General features: G+C 63.9%; 22 protein-coding genes. 11 read left to right on the forward strand and 11 right to left on the reverse strand.

Features of this window, described 5'->3' with window-relative positions; translation table 11 throughout:
- The first annotated feature begins 55 nt into the window (after nt 1-55).
- The 8 genes from CAER_RS0108975 to CAER_RS0109010 all read left to right on the forward strand — a co-directional run bounded on the left by CAER_RS0108975 (nt 56) and on the right by CAER_RS0109010 (nt 8,873).
- On the forward strand, nt 56-841 hold the full coding sequence (locus tag CAER_RS0108975; protein WP_027235034.1) for an N-formylglutamate amidohydrolase: 786 nt from the start codon (nt 56-58) through the stop codon (nt 839-841).
- Nucleotides 834-1,430, forward strand: coding sequence for a TRAP transporter small permease subunit (locus CAER_RS0108980; RefSeq protein ID WP_027235035.1), 597 nt, complete (start codon nt 834-836; stop codon nt 1,428-1,430). The genes CAER_RS0108975 and CAER_RS0108980 overlap by 8 nt, the downstream gene beginning before the upstream one ends.
- Nucleotides 1,430-2,932 (forward strand): TRAP transporter large permease, encoded by a 1,503-nt coding sequence (locus tag CAER_RS0108985; protein WP_027235036.1) that lies wholly within the window; start codon nt 1,430-1,432, stop codon nt 2,930-2,932. The genes CAER_RS0108980 and CAER_RS0108985 overlap by 1 nt, the downstream gene beginning before the upstream one ends.
- Nucleotides 2,922-3,656: a DUF4336 domain-containing protein gene (locus CAER_RS0108990; RefSeq protein WP_036797192.1), complete on the forward strand. Its 735-nt coding sequence runs from the start codon at nt 2,922-2,924 to the stop codon at nt 3,654-3,656. The genes CAER_RS0108985 and CAER_RS0108990 overlap by 11 nt, the downstream gene beginning before the upstream one ends.
- A 27-nt stretch (nt 3,657-3,683) precedes the next feature.
- Nucleotides 3,684-4,718, forward strand: a complete 1,035-nt coding sequence (locus tag CAER_RS0108995) for a TRAP transporter substrate-binding protein (protein WP_027235038.1) — start codon at nt 3,684-3,686, stop codon at nt 4,716-4,718.
- Between the two features lie 116 nt (nt 4,719-4,834).
- Entirely contained in the window at nt 4,835-6,187 is a 1,353-nt protein-coding gene (locus CAER_RS0109000) for a glutamine synthetase family protein (protein ID WP_027235039.1), read from the forward strand.
- Between the two features lie 92 nt (nt 6,188-6,279).
- On the forward strand, nt 6,280-7,662 hold the full coding sequence (locus CAER_RS0109005; protein WP_027235040.1) for an aldehyde dehydrogenase family protein: 1,383 nt from the start codon (nt 6,280-6,282) through the stop codon (nt 7,660-7,662).
- A 65-nt stretch (nt 7,663-7,727) separates the two neighbouring features.
- On the forward strand, nt 7,728-8,873 hold the full coding sequence (locus tag CAER_RS0109010; protein ID WP_027235041.1) for an iron-containing alcohol dehydrogenase: 1,146 nt from the start codon (nt 7,728-7,730) through the stop codon (nt 8,871-8,873).
- 69 nt (nt 8,874-8,942) lie between these two features.
- Here the strand turns inward: CAER_RS0109010 and CAER_RS0109015 are convergent, their stop codons facing one another.
- Together CAER_RS0109015 and CAER_RS0109020 are read right to left on the reverse strand one after the other, a co-directional pair.
- Nucleotides 8,943-9,158: a hypothetical protein gene (locus CAER_RS0109015; protein ID WP_027235042.1), complete on the reverse strand. Its 216-nt coding sequence runs from the start codon at nt 9,156-9,158 to the stop codon at nt 8,943-8,945.
- 147 nt (nt 9,159-9,305) lie between these two features.
- Nucleotides 9,306-10,310, reverse strand: a complete 1,005-nt coding sequence (locus tag CAER_RS0109020) for a LacI family DNA-binding transcriptional regulator (RefSeq protein ID WP_027235043.1) — start codon at nt 10,308-10,310, stop codon at nt 9,306-9,308.
- 143 nt (nt 10,311-10,453) lie between these two features.
- Between CAER_RS0109020 and gap the strand changes: the two genes are divergently transcribed.
- Nucleotides 10,454-11,482: a type I glyceraldehyde-3-phosphate dehydrogenase gene (gap, locus tag CAER_RS0109025; protein WP_027235044.1), complete on the forward strand. Its 1,029-nt coding sequence runs from the start codon at nt 10,454-10,456 to the stop codon at nt 11,480-11,482.
- A 238-nt stretch (nt 11,483-11,720) separates the two neighbouring features.
- Nucleotides 11,721-12,791 (forward strand): Mrp/NBP35 family ATP-binding protein, encoded by a 1,071-nt coding sequence (locus tag CAER_RS0109030; protein ID WP_027235045.1) that lies wholly within the window; start codon nt 11,721-11,723, stop codon nt 12,789-12,791.
- A 282-nt stretch (nt 12,792-13,073) separates the two neighbouring features.
- Here CAER_RS0109030 and CAER_RS0109035 read toward each other — a convergent pair whose 3' ends face one another.
- From CAER_RS0109035 to phnC, 5 genes are all read right to left on the reverse strand, one after another.
- Nucleotides 13,074-13,688, reverse strand: coding sequence for an LbetaH domain-containing protein (locus tag CAER_RS0109035; protein WP_027235046.1), 615 nt, complete (start codon nt 13,686-13,688; stop codon nt 13,074-13,076).
- A 32-nt stretch (nt 13,689-13,720) separates the two neighbouring features.
- Nucleotides 13,721-15,085 (reverse strand): phosphonate ABC transporter, permease protein PhnE, encoded by a 1,365-nt coding sequence (gene phnE / locus CAER_RS0109040; protein WP_027235047.1) that lies wholly within the window; start codon nt 15,083-15,085, stop codon nt 13,721-13,723.
- Nucleotides 15,082-15,951 (reverse strand): phosphonate ABC transporter, permease protein PhnE, encoded by an 870-nt coding sequence (gene phnE / locus CAER_RS0109045; RefSeq protein WP_027235048.1) that lies wholly within the window; start codon nt 15,949-15,951, stop codon nt 15,082-15,084. Before phnE (CAER_RS0109045) ends, phnE (CAER_RS0109040) begins: the two co-directional genes overlap by 4 nt.
- Before the next feature lie 99 nt (nt 15,952-16,050).
- Complete coding sequence (gene phnD / locus CAER_RS0109050) at nt 16,051-16,953, reverse strand: phosphonate ABC transporter substrate-binding protein (protein ID WP_027235049.1); 903 nt, start codon at nt 16,951-16,953, stop codon at nt 16,051-16,053.
- 65 nt (nt 16,954-17,018) lie between these two features.
- Nucleotides 17,019-17,837 carry a phosphonate ABC transporter ATP-binding protein gene (gene phnC / locus CAER_RS0109055; protein WP_027235050.1) on the reverse strand — a complete coding sequence of 273 codons (819 nt, stop codon included), beginning with the start codon at nt 17,835-17,837 and terminating at the stop codon, nt 17,019-17,021.
- Nucleotides 17,838-18,053: 216 nt separating this feature from the next.
- Between phnC and rpe the strand changes: the two genes are divergently transcribed.
- The gene (gene rpe / locus CAER_RS0109060) at nt 18,054-18,743 is read left to right on the forward strand and encodes a ribulose-phosphate 3-epimerase (protein ID WP_027235051.1); all 690 of its coding nucleotides are present in this window, start codon (nt 18,054-18,056) and stop codon (nt 18,741-18,743) included.
- A 183-nt stretch (nt 18,744-18,926) separates the two neighbouring features.
- Here rpe and CAER_RS0109065 read toward each other — a convergent pair whose 3' ends face one another.
- From CAER_RS0109065 to CAER_RS0109080, 4 genes are all read right to left on the reverse strand, one after another.
- The gene (locus CAER_RS0109065; protein ID WP_027235052.1) at nt 18,927-21,017 is read right to left on the reverse strand and encodes a 3-hydroxyacyl-CoA dehydrogenase NAD-binding domain-containing protein; all 2,091 of its coding nucleotides are present in this window, start codon (nt 21,015-21,017) and stop codon (nt 18,927-18,929) included.
- A 238-nt stretch (nt 21,018-21,255) separates the two neighbouring features.
- A complete protein-coding gene (locus tag CAER_RS0109070; protein WP_027235053.1) occupies nt 21,256-22,488 on the reverse strand; it encodes a Tm-1-like ATP-binding domain-containing protein in 1,233 nt (410 codons plus the stop codon).
- A gap of 104 nt (nt 22,489-22,592) precedes the next feature.
- Nucleotides 22,593-24,035, reverse strand: coding sequence for an aldehyde dehydrogenase family protein (locus tag CAER_RS27850; RefSeq protein WP_051357763.1), 1,443 nt, complete (start codon nt 24,033-24,035; stop codon nt 22,593-22,595).
- Nucleotides 23,942-25,561, reverse strand: a complete 1,620-nt coding sequence (locus tag CAER_RS0109080) for a tripartite tricarboxylate transporter permease (RefSeq protein ID WP_027235054.1) — start codon at nt 25,559-25,561, stop codon at nt 23,942-23,944. The genes CAER_RS27850 and CAER_RS0109080 overlap by 94 nt, the downstream gene beginning before the upstream one ends.
- Between the last annotated feature and the right edge of the window lie 9 nt (nt 25,562-25,570).

A 25,570-nucleotide genomic window follows, 5' to 3' on the forward strand; every position in this document is an offset into this window, starting at 1 on the left:
TTGACACAAATATCTCTTCATGGAAACATTTTTCCAAATCGCAGGGAGGCGGCATATGCGAGAGAGCGATTCTCACGCTTTGGGGGAAGCAGTGGAGGTGGTGAACCGCGAGGGCGCCAGCCCGGTGCTGCTGCTGTGCGAGCATGCCTCCAGCAATATTCCTGCCCGCTATAACGGGCTGGGGCTGCGCGGCGAGGACCGGCTGAGCCATGCGGCCTGGGATCCGGGTGCGCGGGCGGTGGCCCTGTATATGGCCAAAGTGCTGGATGCGCCACTGGTGGCGAGCACGGTGTCGCGGCTGGTTTACGACTGCAACCGCCCGCCCGAGGCTGCCAGCGCCATGCCGGAGAAATCCGAACTGGTCGCGGTGCCGGGCAATTTCGGGCTGAGTGACGCGGAGCGCCAGGAACGCGTGGACACGGTCTATGTGCCGTTCTGCAAGACCGTCACGGAAGTGATCGAGGCACGCAAGGCTGCTGGCCTAGAAACAGTCCTGGTCACCATGCACAGTTTCACTCCGGTCTATTTCGGCAAGCCGCGGGACGTCGAAATCGGCATCCTGCACGATGATGACAGCCGCTTGGCGGACGCGATGCTGGCAGCGGCCCCTGCCCTGCCGCACCGCCTGGTGGAACGCAATGAGCCCTATGGACCGGCAGACGGCGTCACCCATTCGCTTAAGTTGCACGGGCTGGCGCACGGGCTGGCCAATGTGATGATCGAAATCCGCAACGACCTGGTGGCGACGCCGGATCAAGAAGAGGCCATGGCAGAAGAAATGCTGAAATTGCTGCGCCCTGCCCTGGCCGCGCTGACGGCTGAGGGAGGGCCTGATGCCTAGAATAATCCGGGCCTATGTCCGCGGCATCGACGCGATGAACCGCTTCATCGGCCGCTTTGCCATGTATCTGATCTTTGCCCTGATCGGGGTGCTGCTGTGGTCGTCTGTTTCCAAGACCTTTTTCAACCCGTCGCACTGGACGCTGGAGACCGCGCAGTTTGTAATGGTCGCCTATTACGTGCTGGGCGGCCCCTATTCGATCCAGCTGGGATCGAACGTGCGGATGGACCTTTTCTACGGGGCCTGGTCCACGAAGACCAAGGCGATGGTCGATGCCTTCACGGTGCTGTTTCTAATCACCTACCTGGTCATTCTGATGTACGGCGCGCTGAGCTCCACCGCCTATTCCCTGGGCTATTTCGGGCTGGAGCCGCTGGAGTTCTTTTGGGACCTGCTGAAGACGCTGCTGAGCGAGGGCCCCGCCGCCGCCGGCGAGAAGATTGGCTATCTGGAGCGCAGCTCCACCGCCTGGCGGCCGTTCCTGTGGCCCGTCAAAACCATCCTGTGCTTCGGCGTCTTTCTGATGCTGCTGCAATGCCTTGCCGAACTGTTCCGGGATATCGGACGCCTGCGCGGAGTTGAAATCTGATGTCCTACGAATGGATTGCGATCGTCATGTTTGCCGGCATGATGGTGATGCTGATGACCGGCCAGCGGGTGTTTGGCGCCATCGGCTTTGTCGGCGCGGTTGCGGGGATGCTCCTGTGGGGCACCGGCGGGGTGGAGATCCCGTTCTCTGCCGCGATGAAGCTGATGAAATGGTATCCGCTGCTGACGCTGCCGATGTTCATCTTCATGGGTTACGTGCTGTCGGAATCGAAAATCGCCGACGACCTCTACCGGATGTTCCACGTGTGGATGGGGCCGGTGAAGGGCGGGCTGGCCATCGGCACCATCGGGCTGATGGTGCTGATCTCGGCCATGAACGGTCTGTCGGTGGCGGGCATGGCCATTGGCGCGACCATCGCGCTGCCGGAACTGCTGCGCCGCGGCTATGACAAGATCCTGGTGACCGGCACCATTCAGGCAGGCTCTTCGCTGGGCATCCTGGTGCCGCCTTCGGTGGTGCTGGTGCTCTATGCGATGATCGCACGCCAGCCGGTGGGGCAGCTGTGGCTGGCGGGTGTGATCCCTGGCCTGCTGATGGCCACGATGTTCATCATCTACATCTATGTCCGCGCCCGGATGCAGCCGCACCTTGGCCCCGCCATGCATGACGAGGATCTGGCGGAATACGAGCAGGTGACAGACCACCCGCTGCGCCTGAACTACGTCGTTCTGGCCGCGCTGGTGCTGGTGCCGCTCTTGATCCTGACCGACGCAATGGAAGCCAAGCCTGCGCTTGGCGTGGCGCTGGCCTTGGGCGCGCTGTCCTTCCTGACCCGCAAGAACGCGCTGTTCTACAAAGACGTGTTCATGAAGGAGAAATACCGCCTTCTGTTCTCCGGTGTGCTGCCGCTGGCCATCTTTGCCGCGATGATGGTGCCCTTCGTGAACGGATGGACCTCTCTTGTGGAAAGCTCGGCCATCGGTGCCATGACCGCTTTCCTCGCCGCGGTGCTGAAGGGGCGGATGAACAAGGACGTGTTCGAAACCTCAGTGCGCTCCACCCTTGGCATCTCCTGCATGTTCATGTGGATCATCCTGGCCGCCCTGGCCTTTGGCGCGATCTTCGACGGGCTGGGTGCGGTCAAGGCGATTGAGGATCTGTTCACCACCAAACTGGGCCTTTCCCCTTGGATGATCCTGATCCTGATGCAGCTGAGCTTTATCATCATGGGCACCTTCCTGGATGACACTGCGATGCTGGTGATCGTGGCTCCGCTCTATGTGCCGCTGGTGGGGGCGCTTGGTTTTGACCTGATCTGGTACGGCGTGCTGTACACAATCACCACCCAGATCGCCTATATGACGCCGCCGTTCGGCTACAACCTGTTCCTGATGCGCGCGATGGCGCCGCCGGAGATCGGACTGAAGGACATCTATGTCTCGATCATCCCCTTTGCCGCGGTGATGGTGCTGGCGCTGGCCCTGATCATGATGTTCCCGCAAATCGCCCTGTGGCTGCCGGAGTATGTCTATGGACAATAAGACCATGCTGCAGGCGCTGGGGCCGGATATCTGGATCGTGGATGGCCCAGCCATCCAGTTCTACAAGATCCCCTTCCAGACCCGGATGACCGTCATCCGCCTGGCGAACGGCGATCTGTTCCTGCACTCGCCGATCCGGTACAGCAAACAGCTGGCGGCGGAGCTGCAGGCGCTGGGGCGTATCCGCCACCTGGTGTCACCTAACTGGATTCACTATGCCTATATCGCGGAGTGGGCCGCGGCCTGTCCGGAGGCCATCGCCTGGGCCTCGCCCAAGGTGCGCGAGCGGGCAATAAGCCAGGGTGTGCAGGTTCAGTTCGACCGCGACCTGCAGGACAGCGCGCCGCAGGACTGGGCGGCGGAGCTGGACCAGCTGATTGTGCATGGCAGCAGGGCGCATACCGAGGTGGTCTTCTTCCATAAGCGTTCCAAGGTGCTGGTGCTGACCGACCTGATCGAGAACATGCCCAGCAAGACGCTGCCGCTCTGGGTGCGGCCGCTGGCCTGGGCCGCGGGCATCCTGGCCCCGAACGGGAAGATGCCCATCGACATCTGGTTTTCCTTCGCAGGCAACCGGGACAAGCTGCGCAAAGCGCTGGCCCGGATGCTGGAGTGGAAACCCGAAACCGTCGTGCTCGCGCATGGCGACATCCTTCGTGAGAATGCACCGCAACGGCTCCGCGAAGGGTTCAGAAACCTGGCGCCCTGCGGGCACGGGCATTGATTTAAGTTCAACAGAGGAGAGGAAGACATGACAACTAGACGCAAGTTTTTGCAAAGCGCCGGTGTCGGCGCCATGGCGGCACCGCTGGCCACCCCGGCGCTGGCCCAATCCACCATCAAGTGGCGGATGCAAACGTATGCAGGTGCTGCGCTGGCCGAACACGTGGTTAAACCCGCCATCGACATGTTCAACAAGATCGCCGGCGACCGGATGCAGATCGAGCTTTACTATGCCGACCAGCTGGTCCCCACCGGCGAGCTGTTCCGCGCCATGCAGCGCGGCACCATCGACGCGGTGCAGTCGGATGATGACTCCATGGCCTCGCCCACCGAGGTGACCGTGTTCGGCGGCTACTTCCCCTTTGCCTCGCGCTACTCGCTGGACGTTCCGGTGTTGTTCAACCAGTACGGCCTGAATGAGATCTGGGACGCGGAATACTCCAAGGTCGGCGTCAAGCACATCTCGGCCGGTGCCTGGGACCCCTGCCACTTTGCCACCAAGGATCCGATCAACTCGCTGGCGGACCTGAAAGGCAAGCGCGTCTTCACCTTCCCGACTGCGGGCCGGTTCCTGAGCCAGTTCGGCGTGGTGCCGGTCACCCTGCCGTGGGAAGACATCGAGGTCGCAGTGCAGACCGGCGAGCTGGACGGTATTGCCTGGTCGGGGATCACCGAAGACTACACCGTCGGCTGGGCCGATGTGACCGACTACTTCCTGACCAACAACATCTCCGGCGCCTGGGCGGGCTCGTTCTTTGCCAACATGGGCCGCTGGGAAGAGCTGCCCGAGGACCTGCAGACCCTGTTCCGCGTCTGCTGCGACCAGTCGCATTATTACCGCCAGTGGTGGTACTGGGGCGGCGAAGCGTCGTTGCGCGTGAATGGCGACAAGATGAAGCTGACCACCATTCCGGACAACGAATGGCAGCAGGTCGAAGACGCGGCCGTGAAGTTCTGGGATGAGATCGCAGCCGAGTCCGAGACCAAGGCGAAGGTTGTCGAGATCTTCAAGAAGTATAACGCTGACATGCAGAAAGCCGGCCGCCCCTACCGCTACGGCTGAGGCACCGGTTGAAAAACGGGATTTGGCCTGCGCCGCAGCGGGCCAAATTCCTTACTCAAGGAATTTGCCAAAACTTTTGAGAAAAAGTTTTGCGCGCAACAGACAAAGGGCCGCTCATGCTCTCCTTCGACACTCTTAAAGACCAGGTTGCCGATGGCACCGTTGACACCGTTCTGGTCTGCCTTGTGGACATGCAGGGCCGCCTGATGGGCAAACGCTTCCACGCCAAGCATTTTGTGAACGGCGCCTGGGAGGAAACCCATTGCTGCAACTACCTGCTGGCCACCGACCTGGCGATGGCGACGCCGGACGGCTATGCCTCGACCTCCTGGGAGAGCGGCTATGGCGATTATGTGATGAAACCGGACCTGTCCACCCTGCGCCCGGTGCCCTGGCTGGACGGCACCGTGATGGTGCTGTGCGATGTGCTTGATCATCATACCCATGAGGAGGTTTCCCACTCCCCGCGCGCGATCCTGAAGAAACAGGTGAACCGGCTCAAGGCAATGGGCTATGACGCCATGTGCGCCACCGAGCTGGAATTCTTCATGTTCGAGCAGAGCTTTGACGAGATCCGCAAATCGGGCTTCCGCGATCTGTCGCCGATCTCCGGCTACAACGAGGATTACAGCATCCTGCAGACCACCCGCGAGGAGCATGTGATGCGCCCGATCCGCAACCACCTGTGGGATGCGGGCCTGCCGATCGAGAACTCCAAGGGTGAGGCGGAGACCGGCCAGGAAGAACTGAACATCAAATACGCCGCGGCGATGGACACGGCGGAATACCACACCATCGCAAAACACGCGGTGAAGGAAATTGCCGAGCAACAGGGCCACGCGGTGACTTTCCTGCCGAAGTGGAGCCACGACAAGGTCGGCTCCTCCAGCCATGTGCACCAGTCGCTGTGGCAGGACGGCAAGCCCGCGTTTTATGACGAGGGCGACGCGCTGGGCATGTCCGCCCTGATGAAGAACTACATGGCCGGATTGCTAAAATACGCGCCCGACTACACCGCCTTCATGGCGCCCTATATCAACAGCTACAAACGCTTCATGAAGGGCACCTTTGCGCCCACGCGGATTATCTGGTCAGTGGACAACCGCACCGCGGGCTACCGGCTGTGCGGTGACGGGACCAAGGCAATCCGGGTGGAGTGCCGCATCCCCGGCTCCGACATGAACCCCTATCTGGCGATAGCGGGCATGCTGGCGGCGGGTATTGCCGGCATCGAGGAAGGCCTGGAGCTGCAGGCCCCCACCAAGGGGGATGTCTACCAGGGCGACACCGGCATGATCCCGGCCACGCTGCGCGATGCTGCGGCGGCGCTGAAAGGCTCTGAGATGCTGCGCAATGCCCTTGGCGGCGATGTGGTGGACCACTACGTCCGCGCGGCGGAAGTGGAGATCGAGGATTTCGACCGGGTGGTTACCGATTACGAGATTGCGCGCGGGTTCGAGCGGGCGTGATCCGGTAATCGCCGGGGGCTGGCCCCCGGCCCCCGGAGTATTTTTGGAAAGATGAAGAGGGCTTTGCCCTTTCCTGAATGGAGTGAATGGCGATGGGCCAGACCCTGAAGTGTATCTCGCCGATTGACGGATCGGTTTTTGCGGAGCGCGAAGTGCTGTCGCGCGAAGACGCCTTTGCAGCAGCGGAACGCGCCCGGGCGGCGCAGGCCGCTTGGGCCGCACGGCCGCTGCAGGAGCGCATTGATCTGGTGATGGCGGGTGTGGCCGCTGTTGGTGCAATGAATGACGAGATCGTGCCGGAGCTGGCGCAGATGATGGGCCGTCCGGTACGCTATGGCGGCGAGTTCGGCGGCTTCAACGAGCGCGCCAGCCACATGGCAAAGATCGCGGAAGATTCGCTTGCAGACATCGAGGTCGGCGAGGACGCCACCTTCAAGCGCTACATCAAGCGCTTGCCCCATGGGGTGGTCTTCGTCGTGGCGCCCTGGAACTACCCCTATATGACCGCGATCAACACTGTGGCTCCGGCGCTGATTGCCGGCAACACCGTGGTGCTGAAGCACGCAACCCAGACCCTGCTGGTCGGGGAGCGGATGGCCAAGGCCTTCCACTCCGCGGGCGTGCCGGCGGACGTGTTCCAGAACGTGTTCCTGGACCACGGCACCACGTCTGAACTGATCGCGAACCGCGCCTTCGACTTCGTGAACTTCACCGGCTCGGTCGGTGGCGGCCAGGCGATGGAGCGGGCGGCTGCAGGAACATTCACCGGGGTCGGCACCGAGCTGGGCGGCAAGGACCCCGGCTATGTGATGGAGGACGCCGATCTGGATGCAGCGGTGGACACGCTGATCGACGGCGCCATGTTCAACTCCGGCCAGTGCTGCTGCGGCATCGAGCGGATTTATGTGCATGAGAGCCTGTATGATGCCTTCGTGGAGAAGGCCATTGCCATCGTCAAAGGCTACAAGCTGGGCAATCCGCTGGATCCGGAAACCACCATCGGCCCTATGGCCAATGTCCGCTTTGCAGAGGAGGTGCGCGGCCAGATTTCCGAGGCGGTCGAGGCCGGTGCCGTGGCACATATCGAGACCTTTGCCGAAGACGACCGCGGCGCGTATCTCACGCCGCAAATCCTGACCAATGTCACCCATGACATGCGGGTGATGCGCGAGGAAAGCTTCGGGCCTGTCGTGGGTATCATGAAGGTGTCTTCCGACGAGGAAGCCATCCGGCTGATGAATGACAGCGACTTCGGCCTGACCGCCTCGCTCTGGACTGCGGACGTGGAGCGGGCGCAAGCCGTGGGCGATCAAATCGAGACCGGCACCGTCTTCATGAACCGCGCCGACTATCTGGATCCGGGCCTGTGCTGGACCGGCTGCAAGGACACCGGGCGCGGCGGCGGTCTCTCGGTCATCGGCTACCACAATCTGACCCGTCCGAAGTCTTATCACCTGAAGAAGGTGACCGGCTGAGGGCGGCCCCGCCCGCCCCGGCGTCTCCTCCCCGGGGCGGGCCACTTGCATTAAAGGAACACGACATGTCTCTCGTTGGAAACTGGTCCTACCCGACCGCAATCAAATTCGGCGCAGGCCGGATCAAGGAACTGGCCGATGCCTGTGCGGCAGCCGGTATCAAGAAACCGCTGCTGGTCACCGACAAGGGGCTGGCCGATCTGCCGGTCACTCAAAGCACGCTCGACATCATGGAGTCCGCAGGCCTGGGGCGCGGCATGTTCTCGGACGTCGATCCGAACCCGAATGAAAAGAACCTGGACGCAGGCGTCGCCGCCTATAAGGCGGGCGGCCATGACGGGGTGATCGCATTCGGCGGCGGCTCCGGCCTGGACCTGGGCAAGATGGTCGCCTTTATGGCCGGGCAGACCCGGCCCGTCTGGGACTTTGAAGACATTGGCGACTGGTGGACCCGCGCCGATGCGGATGCCATCGCTCCGATCATTGCGGTGCCGACCACTGCAGGCACCGGATCTGAAGTGGGCCGCGCCTCGGTGATCACCGACTCAGTCACCCACCAGAAAAAAATCATCTTCCACCCGAAGGTGCTGCCCGCCGTGGTGATTTGCGACCCTGAACTCACCGTGGGGATGCCCAAGTTCATCACTGCGGGCACCGGGCTCGATGCCTTTGCCCATTGTGTCGAGGCCTTCAGCAGCCCCCATTACCACCCGATGTCCCAGGGCATCGCGCTGGAGGGCATGCGGCTGGTCAAGGACTACCTGCCGCGCGCCTATGCGGACGGCACCGATATCGAAGCCCGCGCGCAGATGATGTCGGCCGCGGCGATGGGCGCCACGGCCTTCCAGAAGGGCCTGGGGGCAATCCACGCGATGAGCCATCCGATCGGCGCGCATTTCAACACCCACCACGGCACCACCAACGCGGTCTGCATGCCTGCGGTGCTGGAGTTCAACGCGTCTGAAATTGCCGGCCGCTTCAACATGGCGGCAGCTTATCTGGGCATTGACGGCGGCTTCGACGGCTTCCGCAAGTTTGTGCAGGAACTGAACGACTCGCTTGGCATCCCGCGCGGCCTGTCGGATCTTGGCGTCACCGAGGCTGCGATCCCCGAGCTGGTTAAAGGCGCCATCATCGACCCCTCCTGCGGCGGCAACCCCATCGAGCTGACCGAGGACAACCTTGCCCAGCTTTTCAAAGCGGCAATGTAAGCAAAAGCCCTTTACCTGGCTTCAGCGCTCTCCGCCCGGCGGGGAGCGCTTATTCTTACCTGCACGGCATCAGCCGCTGACGTAGACCTTGTCCTTCGGGTAGTAGAAGATCTTCTGATTGTGCAGCCGGCCCAATAGCTCATGAATGCGGCGCAGGGTTTCCTCCTCGCTGCTGCCCGCCGCGGGAAGCGCCTCTGACAACGTGTCCCGGGTGGTCTGCAGGGCGGTTTCGATCAGCTCCATATCCGCGACGGACAGTTCGAACATGTCGTTGTACTGGGGCATCGGGGCTCCTTCTCGGGTTGGGTTGACTGAACGGGCTGATTACAGGCTGCCCCAAGGCGCGCCGCAAAGCCATCGAAAAGCGCCGCAAACGCCGCTGAGCAGCCCTTTCAGCAGAAACTGCCGCCTGTTTCAGCAGGCCAGTGACGGTCAGAGCGTCTCGCCCAGGCTGATCGCGGGGCACAGGCGGTCAAAAACCAGCCCCTCCGTGCCGCCGGCCTCACGCGATTGCAGGATGACGCGCGCCGCGCGCTCCCCGATCTCCCGGCGGCAAGCGTCCGTTGTGGCCAGTTGCTGCGGCAGCCCCTGCAGGATCTGCAGGTTGTTGAAACCGGCAAGCGCAATATCGCCCGGCACCGTCAGCCCGGCGGCCAGGCAGTGCATCAGCCCGCCAACGCTCATCACGTCGCTGGAAAAGTAGATGCAATCAAGGTCCGGGTTGCGCCCCAGCATCTGCGCCGTCAGCTGGCGCCCGGTCTGGATCGCGCTTTCGCCGGAGTAATGCTCAATATCGCCCAGCGTTACCCCTTGCGCGGCCAGCCCGTCGGTGAAGCCGTCAAAGCGTTTCCGGGCGCGGAAGTCCTGCGGCATCTTGGTGCCGATAAAACCGATCTTGCGGTAGCCGCGGGCCAGGATCTGCGACGCCATATCGCGCCCTGCCTGCAAATGCGAAATGCCGACGCAGTGGCGCACCGGATCACCGTCCACATCCATCACCTCGACCACCGGGCAGTCCGCCTGCTGCAGCATCCGCCGGGTGGCTTCGGTGTGTTCCAGCCCCGCAACGATCAGCCCGGAGGGCCGCCAGCTGAGCATTTCCCGGATAACGCTTTCCTCCTCCTCCAGGTCATAGCCGGAGATCCCGACCACCGGTTTCAGCGGGCTGTCCTTCAGCACCGCGGAAATCCCCGACAGAACCTCCGGAAAGACAAAGCTGTTGAGCGAGGGCACCACCACCGCCACCAGGTTGACCGATTGCGAGGACAGGGAGCCGGCAATCCGGTTCGGCACATAGCCATGGCTACGGGCGATTTCCTCGATCTTTGCCTTGGTCTTGGCAGAGACGTCCGGGGCCCCGCGCAGCGCGCGGGAGGCTGTCATTTCGCTGACCCCGGCCAGCCGGGCCACGTCCTTAAGAAGCAATTTCTTCGTCATACCGCCATGCTCCTGCAGATCGCGGGCCGCTGCAAGGGCAGCTCTGCCGCCGCGGGGGTTGATTTTCGTTTCCGTTATCGGTATCGGTATCGCAACCGTTATCGCTACCGGCTTTGATCCGGTGCCACAGCCGGAGATCAGAGATGACACTGAAGATTGCAATCAACGGATTCGGGCGGATTGGCCGCGGAGTGCTGCGGGCGCTGCTGGAAAGCGGCGAAAAGGACATTGAGGTGGTGGCCATCAACGACCTGTCGCCGCCGGAAACCCTGGTGCACCTGCTGAAATACGACAGCGTGCACGGGCGCCTGAAAACGCCGGTATTCCTGGCGGATGACCTGATCCGCGTGGGCCATCACAGCATCCGCCTCACCGCCATCCGCAACCCCGAAGAGCTTCCCTGGCAGGACGTGGACATCGCCTATGAATGCACCGGACTGTTCACCGCCCGCGACGATGCAGCGCGGCATCTTAAGAACGGCTCCAAGCGGGTGCTGATCTCCGCGCCGGGCAAGGACGCCGACCGCACGGTGGTTTTCGGCGTCAACCACATGGATCTGACGGCAGAGGATGTGATCGTCTCCAATGCCTCCTGCACCACCAACTGCCTGGCACCGCTGGCAAAGGTGCTGGATGAGGCGTTCGGGATCAAAACCGGCTACATGACCACCATCCACGCCTACACCGGCGACCAGCCGACCCACGACACCAGCCACAAGGATCTGTACCGCGCCCGCGCTGCTGCGCTGTCGATGATTCCCACGTCCACCGGCGCCGCCCGGGCGATCTCTGAGGTGCTGCCGCATCTGAAGGGGCGGCTGGAAGGCTCGGCCATCCGGGTGCCCACGGCGAATGTCTCTGTCGTGGACCTGAGTTTTGTGCCCGAGCGCCCCGCCAGCGCCGAGGCGGTTAATACCGCGGTAAAAGCGGCTGCCAGCAACGGGCTGGCGGGCATCCTGTCCTACGAGGACGATCCGCTGGTCTCCGTCGACTTCAACCACGATCCGCATTCCAGCTGCTTTGCCGCCGCGCAGACCGCGGTCACCGCCGAAGGGCTGGTGCGGGTGGTCAGCTGGTATGACAACGAATGGGGCTTCTCCAACCGCATGGTGGACACCGGCCGCCGCATCGGCGCCGTGATGGGCTCCGCCGGGATCGCTTTGGCCAGCTGACGGCGTCCTCCCGCCCGTCGTCCGGCCCCCAAGGGGCCTCCTCCCGTTGGGCCCGGCGCCGCGCTGATGCGCGGCGCCCTCGCGTTTGCCGCATGGCTTCGGGGCTTTCAGCAACGCCAGACCGCAAAAAGCTGACTCCAGGATGCGCTAAATCAAATTCGGGGCCGTGTACGGCTGGCATGACCTGCGGAATTGCGCCAGAACAGGCGCAAGACTTGACCAGAAGCAGGAGACCGGCGTGACCGTCACCCGTGAAACCGTCCTTGAGGCGCTCAAATCCATCACCGACCCCGTCAGCGGCAGCGACATCGTCAGCGCAGGCATCGCCCGCGCAGTGACCGTCGAGGGCAGCACCGTCCGCTTTGTGCTGGAGATTGATCCCGGCAAATCCGAGGCCTACGGCCCCGTGCGCGACAAGGCCGACGCCGCGGTGGCGGCGCTGCCGGGGGTGGAGAAGGTCTCGGCGATGCTGACCGCCCATTCGGAAAAGGCGCCGCCGGAGCTGAAACCCAAGAAAGCGGCCCAGCCGCAGCAGCAGGCGCCGCAAAAGGTGCCGGGCGTGGCGCGGATCCTGGCTGTGGCCTCTGGCAAGGGCGGCGTCGGCAAGTCCACCGTCTCGGCCAATATCGCCTGCGCGCTGGCAATGCAGGGGCGCAAGGTAGGGCTTCTGGATGCCGATGTTTACGGTCCCTCCCAGCCCAAGATGCTGGGTGTCAGCGGCCGGCCCGCCAGCCCCGATGGCAAGACCATTCTGCCGCTGCGCAACCATGGCGTCACCATGATGTCTATGGGCCTGATGACCGGCGAGGATCAGGCGGTGATCTGGCGCGGGCCGATGCTGATGGGGGCGTTGCAGCAGATGCTGTTGCAGGTGCAGTGGGGCGATCTGGACGTGCTGATCGTCGACCTGCCGCCGGGCACCGGCGACGTGCAGATGACGCTGGCGCAGAAGACCCGCGTGGACGGCGCCATCGTTGTCTCCACCCCGCAGGACGTGGCGCTGATCGACGCCCGCAAGGGCATCGACATGTTCCGCAAGATGAACGTGCCGGTGCTGGGCATGATCGAGAACATGTCGACCCACATCTGCTCCAACTGCGGGCATGAGGAGCACGTCTTCGGCCATGGCGGCGTCGCTCAGGAAGCGCAGAAATTGAACGTGCCGCTGCTGGGCGAGGTGCCGCTGCACCTGGACGTGCGCCTGGCAGGCGACAACGGCACGCCGATCGTGGCCGCCAAACCCGGCAGCGCTCAGGCCAAGGTCTTCCTGGACATCGCCACCCAGCTGGTCGACGCAGGCGCCGCGTAAACCTGCCCGCCCCGGGTCACGGGCCGCAAAACGGCGGCGCGCAGCGCCGTTCATCTTTGCGCCTTGGGTGGCTGCAATCACGATAGACATCGCGCTTCAGGGCAGAACGGGCCCTGAAGTGCCTACCGGCAGTGAGAACCGGAAACGGGATGACCCGGGAGATCATTCGAGGCTCGAACGGGCGGAGGCCTCTCCTTTCCCCGCCGCGCAGCGGCGCAACGCCCAACTGCGACGGGCATCCTTCGAATGCACAGGAACAGGTGGGAGCCGCCGCCCGCCGGATCAGGCGTATTTCTCCAGAAACTCCTCCGCCCGCAAATGGCGGAAGTCCGGCAGCGCCGCACGCAGGGCATCGTGGTCCCAGTCCCACCAGGCGAGATCCATCATCTGCTCAGCCGCGGCTTCGGTATAGCGGCGCCGGATTACGTGCGCGGTGTTGCCGCCGACGATGGTGTAAGGCGCCACGTCCTTGGTCACGATTGCCCCCGAGGCCACAACCGCCCCGTGGCCGACGGCCACCTCCGGCTTGATCATCGCGCCATGGCCGATCCATGTGTCGTGGCCGATACGGGCGGTGCGTCCGGCCCTGCGGCCAAACCAGTCCGCGTCGTCCCCTGCATCCTCCCAATAACTTGCGGAGCGGTAGAGGAAATGATGCTGCGACGCCCGTTCCATCGGGTGATCCGTGGCGCCAATGCGGACGAAACTTGCAATATTGGCGAACTTGCCGATCTGCGCATTGGCGATGTCGCAGGTCCGGTCGCAATAGCTGTAATCTCCGAACACCGAATTGGCGATACGGCTCCCCGCGCCGATCTCGGCATAGGCGCCGAAGGTGCTGCCGGTGATCTGGCAGTCCGGATGAATGAGCGGAGCTTCTGCTTTCAAACGGGTCATTCCATGTCCTTTCCCAGCGTCGCGCCCGCGGATCAGGGCAGCAGGAAGGATTTCCCCTTGCGCTCCTTGCGGCCGGCCCTGCCGCCCTCGCCCTTGATCAGGCGGCGGCGCAGCCAGCCGGAGAACCAGTCCATCAGCATCACCATCAGGATGATCAGGGTGATGTAATAGGCCACTTCCTCCCAGTCCTTCTGGGTGATGATCGCCTGGGTCAGCAGCAGCCCGATGCCGCCGCCGGTGATCGCGCCGATGATGGTGGCGGAGCGGGTGTTGGATTCCAGGAAGTAGAGCAGCTGGCTCAGCAGAACCGGGATGATCTGCGGGATCACTCCGAAACGGTAGCGCTGCAGCGGCTTGGCCCCGGTCGAAGCCACACCCTCGATCTGCTTCTGGTCGACGTTTTCCAGCGCCTCGGAGAAGATCTTGCCGAAGGTGCCGGTGTCTGTCACCAAGATCGCCAGCGCACCGGTCAGCGGGCCGGGACCGAACGCACGCGCCAGCACCACCGTCCAGATAAGCGAGTCGACGCCGCGTACGAAATCAAACAGGCGGCGCATGGCAAAGCGGACGCTGCGCAAGGGCATGAAGTTGCGCGTCGCGGCAAAGGCCAGCGGCAGCGCAATAATGCCCGCTCCAACGGTGCCGAGAAGCGCCATCAAAAGGGTTTCGGCAATCGCCCAAGCCACATCCTGGTGGCGCCACATCTTGTTGGTCCAAAACTCCTGGAAGATCGCGCCGGCCTCACCGGAGGCAGCACGCTGCAGCAGCTCCCCTGCCCCCATGCCGTGATAGGGGCTGTCCAGGGTGAAGAAGAACAGCTCCCACCCTGTGAAATAACGGAACACCTCGGCCCGGTTGCGGGTCACGGTCAGGCGGCCGGCATCTGTGGTGACGGCCAAACGGTTCTTGGAGACGCTGATCCACTCAGGCACAGCCCCCGGCGGCAGTTCTGCCTGCACACCTGCGCTGCGGCTCGGGGTGGCGCGCACAGTGCCATAGCCGTGGATGATGTATTCGATGGTTTCGGTCCCGAAGGTGACCGTATGGCCGTCCTCCAGGTCAATCACCGTGGTCCCGCCCAGGGCCACCCAGTCCGGTGCGGAGCCCGCGGGATAGGCGCCCTTGCGCTCCCCCTCGATGGCCACCGACACTTCACCGCTGCGGTTGTCGCGGGTGACATGGGTCTTGTAGCTGTAGCTGTCACTGACCAGGGTCTTGGCGTTGTCCAGGCTGGCACGCTCCCACAAGCCTGGCATGTCGAAGGCCACAAACACATAGGCCAGATAGGCCAGCACCGCGGCAGGCAATGCGAAATTCATCAGCCGCTTTTTCAGGAACAGCCGCGAGATGTCCGACTTCAGGTCAGCCGTTGTCAGGGTGGTGTCGAAAGTGGTCATGCCTTCGCTCCATGGGTCAGGCGGTCACGCAACAGGCCGGACAGCTGGTCAACGGCCACGATGGTGACAAACAGGAGGACGAAAATCGCAGCGGCCTCGTCATATCGCCCCTGCCCCCAGGACATGGCGTTCTTCAGCTCATAACCAATGCCGCCTGCGCCGACGAAGCCGAGGATGGCAGAAGCGCGGATGTTGATCTCAAACCGCAAGAGCGCGTAGCTGACGTAATTCGGGCCGACCTGCGGGATCACCCCAAGCCTCATCCGCTGCGCCCAGGTGGCGCCGACCGATGTAAGGCCTTCAACCGGCTTCAGCGAGGCGTTTTCGTTCACTTCGGAAAACAGCTTGCCCAGCGCGCCGGCAGTGTGAATGGCGATGGCGATCATGGCAGGCACCGGCCCGCCGCCCAGGACAAAGATCAGCACCAGTGCGATGACGATTTCCGGGATCGCCCGGCAGATGTCGCTGATGCGCCGGAACAGCGGGATCAGCGCGGGCCACGGCGCCATGCCGCGGGTCGCCAGCAGTGACAGCAGCGTGCCGAACACCGCGCCCGCCAGCGTCGAGGCGGCAGCAATGTTCAGCGTCTCCACCAGTGCCGGGAAGAAGTGCACCAGATGTCCGGGAAGCTCCACGGCCTTTTCTGCTGCCTCCGCCAGCACTTCGGAAGGGTAGTCGAAGATGCGGGTGAACCCGTCGGCAAAGGAACCGGCATTGCGCGCGTCCGCAGTACGGAACCCCGCCGCCATCAGCGCCACGAAGACCGCCAGAAGGATGCCGCCATAGAGCCGCTTGCGCTGGGTGTGGGCGGTGTAGTGCTGCCGGATGTCTTCAATGCCCGGCCGGACGGCTGTCAATTTTGCCATTTGGGAATCCTGGTCTTCAATGGATGGCCAGTACAGACGCCATCAAGGAAATTACGGGGCCCGGGCAAGCCCGGAACCCCGCAGAGCACAGTACTGAAATTACTGGGACTTCAGTTTGCGGGCTTCGATGATCACCTCATACGCATCATGGGTGATCGGATCGAAGCTCTTGGCCTCGCCGGCCGCCACGCCGTAGAAGCAGTCGCGGTCGATTTCGCTGAGGTTGTCCATCAGCGCGGTCATCTTGGCTTTGACGTCCGCCGGCAGGGCCTTGCGCAGAACCACCGGACCTTCCGGGATCGGGGCGGATTTCCAGATTTCCACCATGTCGTTCATATCGACCAGGCCAGCGTCAACCGCACGGCGCAGCGCGCCCGACTGGTAGCCGTCTTCCCATTCGCCGAGGCCATCGGCCCAGGTCACACCGCCGTCCACGTCGCCATTGGCAACCGCGACGATGGTCTGCTCATGGCCGCCTGTGAACTTCACTTCGCCGAAGTAGTCACCGGAGTCCATGCTGGCATTGATCTTGTTCGGGATTTCGATCGACGGGATCAGGTAGCCGGAAGTGGAGTTCGGGTCGCCAAACCCAAAGGTCTTGCCCTTCAGATCATCCAGTGAGGTGATGCCGCTGTCCTTGCGGGCAAAGCCGACCGAGTAGTAGCCATAGCCGCCGTCGGTGTTCACCTTGACCAGAACCGGCTCAACCGCTTCGGGATCGGACAGGTAGGTCTTGGCATAGCCCGACGCGCCCAGCCAGGCCATGTCGATGGTGCCGCCCAAAAGGCCCTGAATCACGCCGTTATAGTCTGCAGGCGCAAACAGCTTGGTTTCGACGCCCAGTTCTTTCTCCGTGTACTCACGCAGGCATTCGTTGTTGTTCAGACGGTCCTGAGCGTTCTCGCCGCCCAGGATGCCGATGCGGAATTCGGTAATCTCCTCTGCCGCAACGGGCGCGGTCAGCGCAGTGGTCGCCAGGGCGGCAGCAATCAGCTTTTTCATCTTTTGTCTCTCCGGTTGGTCTGCCCCGGGGAGCAGACCCCGGGTCGATGAAATCAGGTCAGGGGTTATTCGGCAGGAATGGCGGCGCGCAGGGCGTCCGCCTTCTCCAGTGTTTCGATTTCGGTTGAGGTGGCGGCCTCGGAGAAGGCCTCTCCGGCGCCGTAGATCTCGCGCGCCACACCGGTGGTCAGCTGCTCCGGCAGCCCGTCAAAAACGATGCGCCCATCGCGCATGCCGACCACCCGGTCGCAATAGCGGCGCGCAGTGTCCAGCGTGTGCAAGTTGGCAATGACGGTGCGCCCGTCCTCTTCGTGAATGCGGCGCAGCGCCTCCATCACGGTCTGGGCATTCATCGGGTCAAGCGAGGCAATCGGCTCATCCGCCAGGATGATCTTCGGGTCCTGCATCAGCGCCCGGGCAATCGCGACCCGCTGCTGCTGACCGCCCGACAGGGCCTCGGCCCGCTTGGCCGCATGTTCGGCGATGCCCAGGCGGTCCAGGATGTCGATTGCCGTGTGAATGTCGTCCATCGGGTAGAGGTTGAACAGCGTCGCCATCGCGTTGCGGCGGTTCAGTGTGCCATGCAGCACGTTGGAGACCACATCCATCCGCGGCACCAGGTTGAACTGCTGGAAGATCATCGCGCAGTCGGACTGCCAGGCACGCTTGTCCTTGCCCTTCAGCCAGGTGATGTCGCGCCCTTCAAACAGAATGCGGCCATCGCTTGCGTTTTCCAGACGGTTCAGCATCCGCAGCAGCGTGGATTTGCCCGCGCCGGAGCGGCCGATGATGCCGATCATGCAGGGCTTGTCGATGTCCAGCGAGGCCGCGTCCACCGCGGTTTTGTCGCCGAATTTCTTTGTCAGCTTGTCAATGCGCAGCACGGGTGGCGCTCCCTTCTCTTTGCGGGATTGCCTAAGGGCTTTGCTCAAATCCTATGTGTCACTGCCGTGAAAGTTTTGTAACGCCGCCTGCCGCAACCCCAGGCCGTTGCGCAACGCGAAACCGGCCTTGGCGGCATTCTGCCCCTGTCCAGACGGGGCTGCAGCGGCTATATGGCCTCCGACTCCTCATTTCCCTTTGCAAAAGGAAGCTGCCAGATGTCCTTTGACCGCAAGATCAAGATCGCGCCCTCCATCCTGTCTGCCGATTTCGCCAACTTCGGCCAGGAGATCCGGGCCATCGAAGCCCAGGGCGCCGACTGGGTGCATGTGGATGTGATGGACGGGCATTTCGTGCCCAACCTCACCTTTGGCCCGCAGGCGGTGAAGGCGTTCCGCCCGCATGTGAAGACGGTGATGGATGTGCATTTGATGATCGCGCCGGTCGATCCCTATATCGACGCCTACGCCGATGCCGGCGCTGACGTGCTGACCGCCCATTTCGAGGCGGGCCCGCACATCCACCGCACTCTGCAGGCCATTCGCGCGGCCGGCATGAAGGCAGGTGTGGCGCTGAACCCCGGCACTCCAGCGGAGGCGGTGGAGCACCTCCTGGACCTGACCGATCTGGTCTGCGTAATGACTGTGAACCCGGGCTTCGGCGGCCAGAAGTTCATCGACATGACCGCCAAGATCCGCCGCCTGCGGTCGATGATCGGCGACCGCCCTGTGCATATCGAGATCGACGGCGGCGTCGACCCAACCACCGCACCGCTGGTGGCCGAGGCCGGTGCGGACGTGCTGGTTGCAGGCTCTGCCGTGTTTAAGGGCGGCTCGGTCAACGCACCGGAGGTCTATGGCGAGAACATCCGCAAGATCCGTTCCGCCACCGAAGGCACCTGGGTCTGAAGCGCGGGGAACTCCCGCCAATCGCCAGGCGCATCAAAGATGCGCCGCTCTTGTTGGGCCAAGCGCCGCGCGTTCCGCGCGGCGCTTTTGCGTGATACGGCCAGCGGTTGCGCGTCCAGACCGGCAAAGCCGGGCCGCGCCCTGACGGCCCTCGACGGGCCGGAAGGGCGCCCGCCCGCCTGCTCAGCCGCCCTTGTTCAGTGAGTCGAAGGACTTGCTTTCTGCCACCAGCTGCTCCAGCAGCGGCGCGGGCTGCCAGAAGAAATCATCCTCTGCCGCATAAGACCGGATATCGGCCAGGATGCCGTCCAGTCCCTGCAGATCCGCCCATTTCAGCGGCCCGCCCCAGAACCGCGGGAAGCCATAACCGAACAGCATCACCATATCCACGTCCAGCGGACGGCGTGCGATGCCCTCGCCCACGACCTTGGCCGCCTCGTTGACCATGGCGCACATGTAGCGGCGCAGCACTTCGGCGTCCGAGAACTCCCGCGGGGTGACGCCCTGCTGCTCCTGATCCTTGGCAATCAGCTCCGCCACGTGCGGGTTCGGCACGCCGCCGCGCTTGCCTTCCTCGTATACGTAAAAGCCCTTGCCCGTCTTCTGGCCGAAATCGCCGCCCTCGCAGAGCATCTCATAGAAGCGGGGCACCCGTTCGCGCGGGTCGCGCGTGGGCGCGCGGCGCTTGCGGGCGGCCCAGTTGATGTCGAGCCCCGCCAGATCGCCCATGGCAAACGGCCCCATGGGGAAGCCGAAACCGGTCACAACCTTGTCCACCTGGTAGGGCGAGGCCCCGTCCAAAACCACATATTCCGCCGCCCTGCGGTAGGCGTTCATGATCCGGTTGCCAATGAACCCGTCACAGATGCCGGAGCGCACCGCGACCTTCTTCAGCCGCTTACCAAGCGCAAAGCCGGTGGCCAGCACTTCCGGTGCGGTTTTCTCAGCGACCACGACTTCCAAGAGCTTCATCACATGCGCGGGCGAGAAGAAATGCAGCCCGATCACGTCCTGCGGACGGGACGTCGCCGCGGCGATCTCATCCACGTCCAGGTAGGAGGTATTGGTCGCCAGCACCGCGCCCGGCTTGCAATGAGCATCCAGCTTGCCGAAAACCTCGCGCTTAACGCCCATGTCCTCGAACACCGCCTCGACCACCAGGTCCACCTCGGAAAGCGCGGCGTAATCCGTCGCCACCGTCAGCGCTTCGCCGGTCAGCTGATCATACTGCGCCGCGCTGATCTTGCCGCGTTTCAGGGCGCCTTTCAGGTTGCCCTCGATTCTGCCGCGCGCCGCTGCGACGGCCTCGTCCGTCATTTCGATCAGCACCACCGGCAGCCCCGCCAGCAGAGCCGCGGTGGCGATACCCGCCCCCATGGTGCCGCCGCCGATTACCCCCATCGAGGCAACGTCCCGCGGCGCAACGCCGTCCAATTCCGGCAGCTTGCTGACCGCGCGTTCGGAGAAAAAGGCGTGGATCAGCCCCTGCCGCTGATCGGAGTCCATCAGCTCCATGAACAGCTCACGCTCACGCTTCAGCCCGGCCTCAAAGCTCTCCGCCTCAGCCGCCGCCTGCACCGCGCGCACCGCCACAGCGGGCGACAACTGGCCGCGGCCCTTCTTCAGCGTGGCGTCATAGGCGGCATCGAAATCCACCGCTTCCGGCGCGGGCATTTCGCCCACGGCCCGGCGCGGCGCGCCCTGCTCCAGCAGCTCCTGCGCGTAGGCGAGGCCGATCTCGCGCGGCTCGCCCTCTTCGATCCGGTCGATGATCCCCTTCTCCAACGCCTCCGCCGCGCTGATGTGGCGGCCTGTGGTGATCATCTCCAGCGCCGCTTCAGTGCCGGCCACCCGCGGCAGCCGCTGGGTGCCGCCGGCGCCGGGCAAAATGCCCAGGTTCACTTCCGGCAGCCCCATCTTGGCCGAGGGCACCGCGATCCGGTAATGCGAGGCCAAGGCCACCTCCAGCCCGCCGCCCAGCGCGGTGCCGTGCATGGCAGAAACCACGATCAGCGGCGTGGCCTCAATCCGGCTGCACAGCCCGGGCAGCCAGGGCTCCTGCGGCGGTTTGCCGAATTCGCGGATGTCGGCACCGGCAAAATAGGTCTTCCCCTCGCCGTAGATCAGCACCGCCTTGGCACCGTCCTGCTCGGCGCGTTCGATCCCGGCCAGCAGCCCCTTGCGCACATCCACACCCAACGCGTTCACCGGCGGGTTCTGCGCCTTCAGAACGGCAATATCGCCCACGCGCTCATATGCAATGGCTTCACTCATCCGGTTTTCCTCTCTCCTGCGGGGGCAGATGATGCAGCCCGCGCCCCAACTGATTAGGCACGGCGCCCGTCTCCGCGCCAAGCCCCAAAATCCGCCGCACTCCGGCAGACCCCGCGTCACAAGACACCGGCCCGCAGCGGCTGTGCTGCCGGGATTACGTAACAGAATGCACGGCAAAATCAAACTTCTTGAAACACCTTATCCGCCGCCTGCGCCGCCGGACAATGGAACAGGCGGTTCAGCCGCCGTTCACAACGCCACTGGCGATCCAGGAATCGAAGATCTCCAATGCCTTGGCTGCAAACTCTGCGTCGTTGATATGGCAGTCCAGCTCATGGAGACTGGCGTTGCCAGGACAGCGGCGGCGCATTTCATCGCAAAAGGCCGCCAGCCCCGCAGCGTCGTGCAAAGGCGCGCCGGGCCGGTCCCACTCGTTGCAGCCGCCTGCCGGCAGCAGCACGGCCACCGGCGCCCGGGCAGCGGCCAGCTTGCCGCAGACCGCCTGCGCCACCTGCCGCCGCTCGGCCGCCTCCAGCACGGCAGAGGTGAGCAGCCGGTTATGGGCATGGGTCTCACGACCCTCAAGCTGCGCAGGCGTTCCTTGCCAGCCGACGAAATCCACCAGATCATAGCAGCCCGGCGCCACCAGCTGCGGTATGCCCGCACGGCCCGCATTGGTCATCCGGTCCGCCCCCGCGGACAACCCGCCGAACAGGTGGTTCGAGACCTCCTGCGGCGCGAAATCCATCACCGCGGCAAAGGCGCCCTCTGCCGCCAGGCTCTCAAACGCGCGGCCGCCCATGCCGGTGGCGTGAAACACGGCGACCTCAAAGCCGCGCGCCTCCAGCGCCGGCTTCAGCGTCACCATGTAGCGCAGCACGGTCTTTCCGAACGATGTCATACCGATCAGGGGCCTGTCCCGCCTAGGCGGCTCCACCGCCCGAGCCGCGCCCAGCACTGCGCCCGCGGCCTGGCTGAGCGACGCCTTGCAGATCGAGTTCAGCCCGTACAGACCGCCAGCCCACAGGATCATCTGCACATCCGCCGGGATCCGCTCCGGCGGCATCAGCGGCGAGAAGGCAACGGTGGAGACGATGTACTTCGGCACGCCAACGGGCAGCGCCGCACACATGTCGAGCGCCAGATCGGTGCCCATGGTGCCGCCCAGCACGATCACCCCGTCTATGCGCCCCGTCCGGTACAGATCCTGCGCCTTGGCTGCTGCGCCCCTGCCCATGATCTGCATGGCAGTGTTTTCATCACCCGTGCCGATCGCCTCCTGGATCGAGCTGCCACCGGCCTCGGCAACCTCATGCTTACTCACGTCCGCTGGCTGGCTGGGATCGCCCAGCACACTCACATCCATCGTCAGCACACTGCCGCCCTGCCCGCGGATCACCTGCGCCAGGTAGCCAAGCTCATCATCCTTGGTGTCATATGTCCCGGCAACCAGGATCGTTTTTCCCGTCATTTTCCGTCCTCCCCTCGGCCTGCGCTCTGCAGCGAAGCCGCCCCTTCATCTTTCCCCAAATACTCCCGCCGGAGGCTGCAGGTTTTGCCGCCGCAGAACCTGCATCACAGCTGGATCCACGCGGTTTTCAGGTCAGTGTATTTGTCCAGCGCATGCAGCGACTTGTCATGCCCGTTGCCGGACTGGCCGACACCGCCCAGCGGCACCGTATTGTCAGAGCCGCCATAGGTGTTCACATGCACCACCCCGGCGCGGATACCTGCGACCATCCGGTGCGCCCGGGACAGGTTCTCCGTCCAGACCCCGGCCGCCAGGCCATAGGATGTGGCATTGGCCAGGCTCAGCGCCTCCTCCTCGGTTTCGAATTTGGTGACCGCCAGCACCGGACCGAAGACCTCCCGCTGGAACAGCGCGTGATCCCGCGCCACGCGGGTGACGATTGCCGGCGCCATGTAGGTGCCGCCGGTCTCCTCCAGTATACGCTGCCCGCCGGTCACCACCTGCCCGCCCTCAGCCCGCGCCATGTCCATGAAGGAGAGGTTGCGGCGCAGCTGTTCTTCGGAGTTCACCGCGCCGATCCGGGTGCCCAGATCCAGCGGGTCACCTACCCGCAGCGCCTCAGCCTCGGCCCTCAGCATTTCAACAAATTCATCGTGGATCGACGCCTCGACCAGCAGCCGGGACCCGGCAATGCAGACCTGCCCGGAGTTACGGAAAATACCGGCGGCGGAGACCTTGGCCGCCTTGGCCAGATCCAGCGCATCCGCAAAGACGATGTTGGGAGACTTGCCGCCCAGCTCCAGATAGCAGCGCTTGAGGTTCGACCGCGCCGAAGCCTCCAGCAGCTTGCGGCCCGTCGCGCCGGAGCCAGTGAACGCCAGCACATCCACGCCGTTGGAGGCCGCCAGCGCCGCGCCGGTTACGGCGCCGGAGCCGGTCACCACATTCAGAACCCCGTCCGGCAGCCCGCACTCGGAGCAGATCTCCGCCAGCCGGAGCAAGGACAGCGAAGCGGTTTCCGCAGGCTTCAGTACCACCGAATTCCCCATCGCCAGTGCCGGCGCCAGCTTCCAGGCGCCGATCATCAGCGGGAAGTTCCAGGGCACGATAGCCCCGACGACACCCACCGGCATCCGGTGCACCAGCCCCAGAACATCCGGTGCCGTCGGCGCAACTTCTCCCGCCACCTTGTCCAGCGCCTCGGCGTAAAAGCGGAAGGTGCCCGCCGCCGACCCCGGCTCCGCCTTCAGCGCCATGCTGAACTCGGTGCCGTTGTCGCGCACACCCAGCACCGCCAGCTCCACCGCCTCGGCCTCAATCCGGTCCGCAATCCGGTGCAGAACTTTCTTCCGTGCGGCGGGGCTCTGTCCCGCCCAGCGGCGGTCCTCATAGGCCCGCCGCGCCGAAGCAACAGCGTTTTCGACATCGGTTGCAGAAGCGCCCGCCAGCGTCGTCAGAACAGATCCGTCAACCGGCGAAGCAACTTCGAGTGTCTGGCCCGTACCTTCTTGCCATGATCCTTCAAGAAAGAGTTTCTGCGGCGCCACATCAAGCTGCCGAAGCTTGTCGATGCGCTGTTGGTCTGCCATTCGGCCTCCTTCAGTTCCTTCCGGTCCTTCAGCACCCGCAGGATGTGGACCGCCAGAACGATGATGATGATGCAAAACAGGATGAACGCCACCGGGCGGTCAATGAAATCAAAGGGCTCCTTCACCCGCGCCATGGCCGCACGCAGCTTCACCTCCATGATGCCGCCCAGAACCATGCCAAGAATGATCGGCACGGAAGGCAGCGACAGGCGCTTGAGGATGTAGCCGAGGATGCCAAACGCCGCCGCCATCACGCAGTCGGTGGCGGAGTTGCGCAGGGAATAAACCCCGACAAAGCTCAGCGTCAGGATGCAAACGCCCAGGAACCGGTTGGGGATGCGCACCACCTGGATCAGCGATTTGGTCGCAAAGAGCAGGAAGGCAAGGACCAGGATATTCAGCACCAGCAGCGCGAGGTAGAGCGCGACGACAAAGTCCATATCGTTCTGAAACAGCCCCGGCCCCGGCACCACGTTGTGCACGTAGAACACCGACAGCATCATCGCCGTCAGCGCCTCGCCCGGGATACCCAGCGCCAGCAGCGGCACCATGGCAGCGGCAGGCACGGCGTTATTAGCGGTCTCTGCCGCGATCAGCCCCTCAGAAGACCCATTGCCAAAATCCTGCGGCCGTTTCGAGGTTTTCTGCGCATAGGTGTAGGACATGAACTGCGCGGTGAACTCGCCCACGCCCGGGATCATGCCCATCAGCACGCCGAAGGTGGCGGAGACACCGGCCACACGCGGATGGCGCGCCAGCTCGCGCAGGCCCTGGAACATGCCGCCGCGCAGGCGGGTCATCCGGACCTTTTCATCTTCGTCGGTCAGCAGCACGAAGGCCTGCGAGATCGCAAACAACCCCAGCACCACCACGATCAGGTTGATGCCGCCGCCCAGGAAGTCCTGCCCGAAGGTGTAGCGCTGGGTGTATTTCACCGGCTCCAGCCCGATGGTCTGCAGAAAGATCCCGAAACAGGCCAGCGTCCCCGCAATCAGCGCCTGGCCGCGATGAGCCACCACCACCAGGATGAGGCCCAGCAACGCCGCCATAAAGATCTCGCGGGAGCCGAACATCGGCGCGATCTTGGCCAGGACCGGCGCGAACAGGATCAGGCAGATGACCGAGAAGATTCCGCCGAAGAAACTGGAAGAATAAGCAAGGCTCAAAGCCCGGCGCGGCTCTCCCCTGGCAGTCATCGGGTAGCCGTCATAAGTCGTCAGCGCGTTGACCGCAGTACCTGGTGTGTTGATCAGGATCGCCGGAATCGAGCCGCCGTACATGGAGGACCCGTAGATGCCCAGCAGCACGGTCAGCCCGACAATCGGATCCATCGAGAAGGTTGCAGGCAGCAGGATCGCAATTGCCACCGCCGGACCGACGCCGGGGATCGCCCCGATCAGCACGCCCCCGACCGACCCCGCCAGCAGCGCCAGCGCCACGTCCCAGCGCATCAGGATGTCTATTGCAGAAAGGATCAGGTCCATGGCGGGCGC

It is taken from the genome of Leisingera caerulea DSM 24564 (genome assembly GCF_000473325.1).
Lineage (GTDB): Bacteria > Pseudomonadota > Alphaproteobacteria > Rhodobacterales > Rhodobacteraceae > Leisingera > Leisingera caerulea.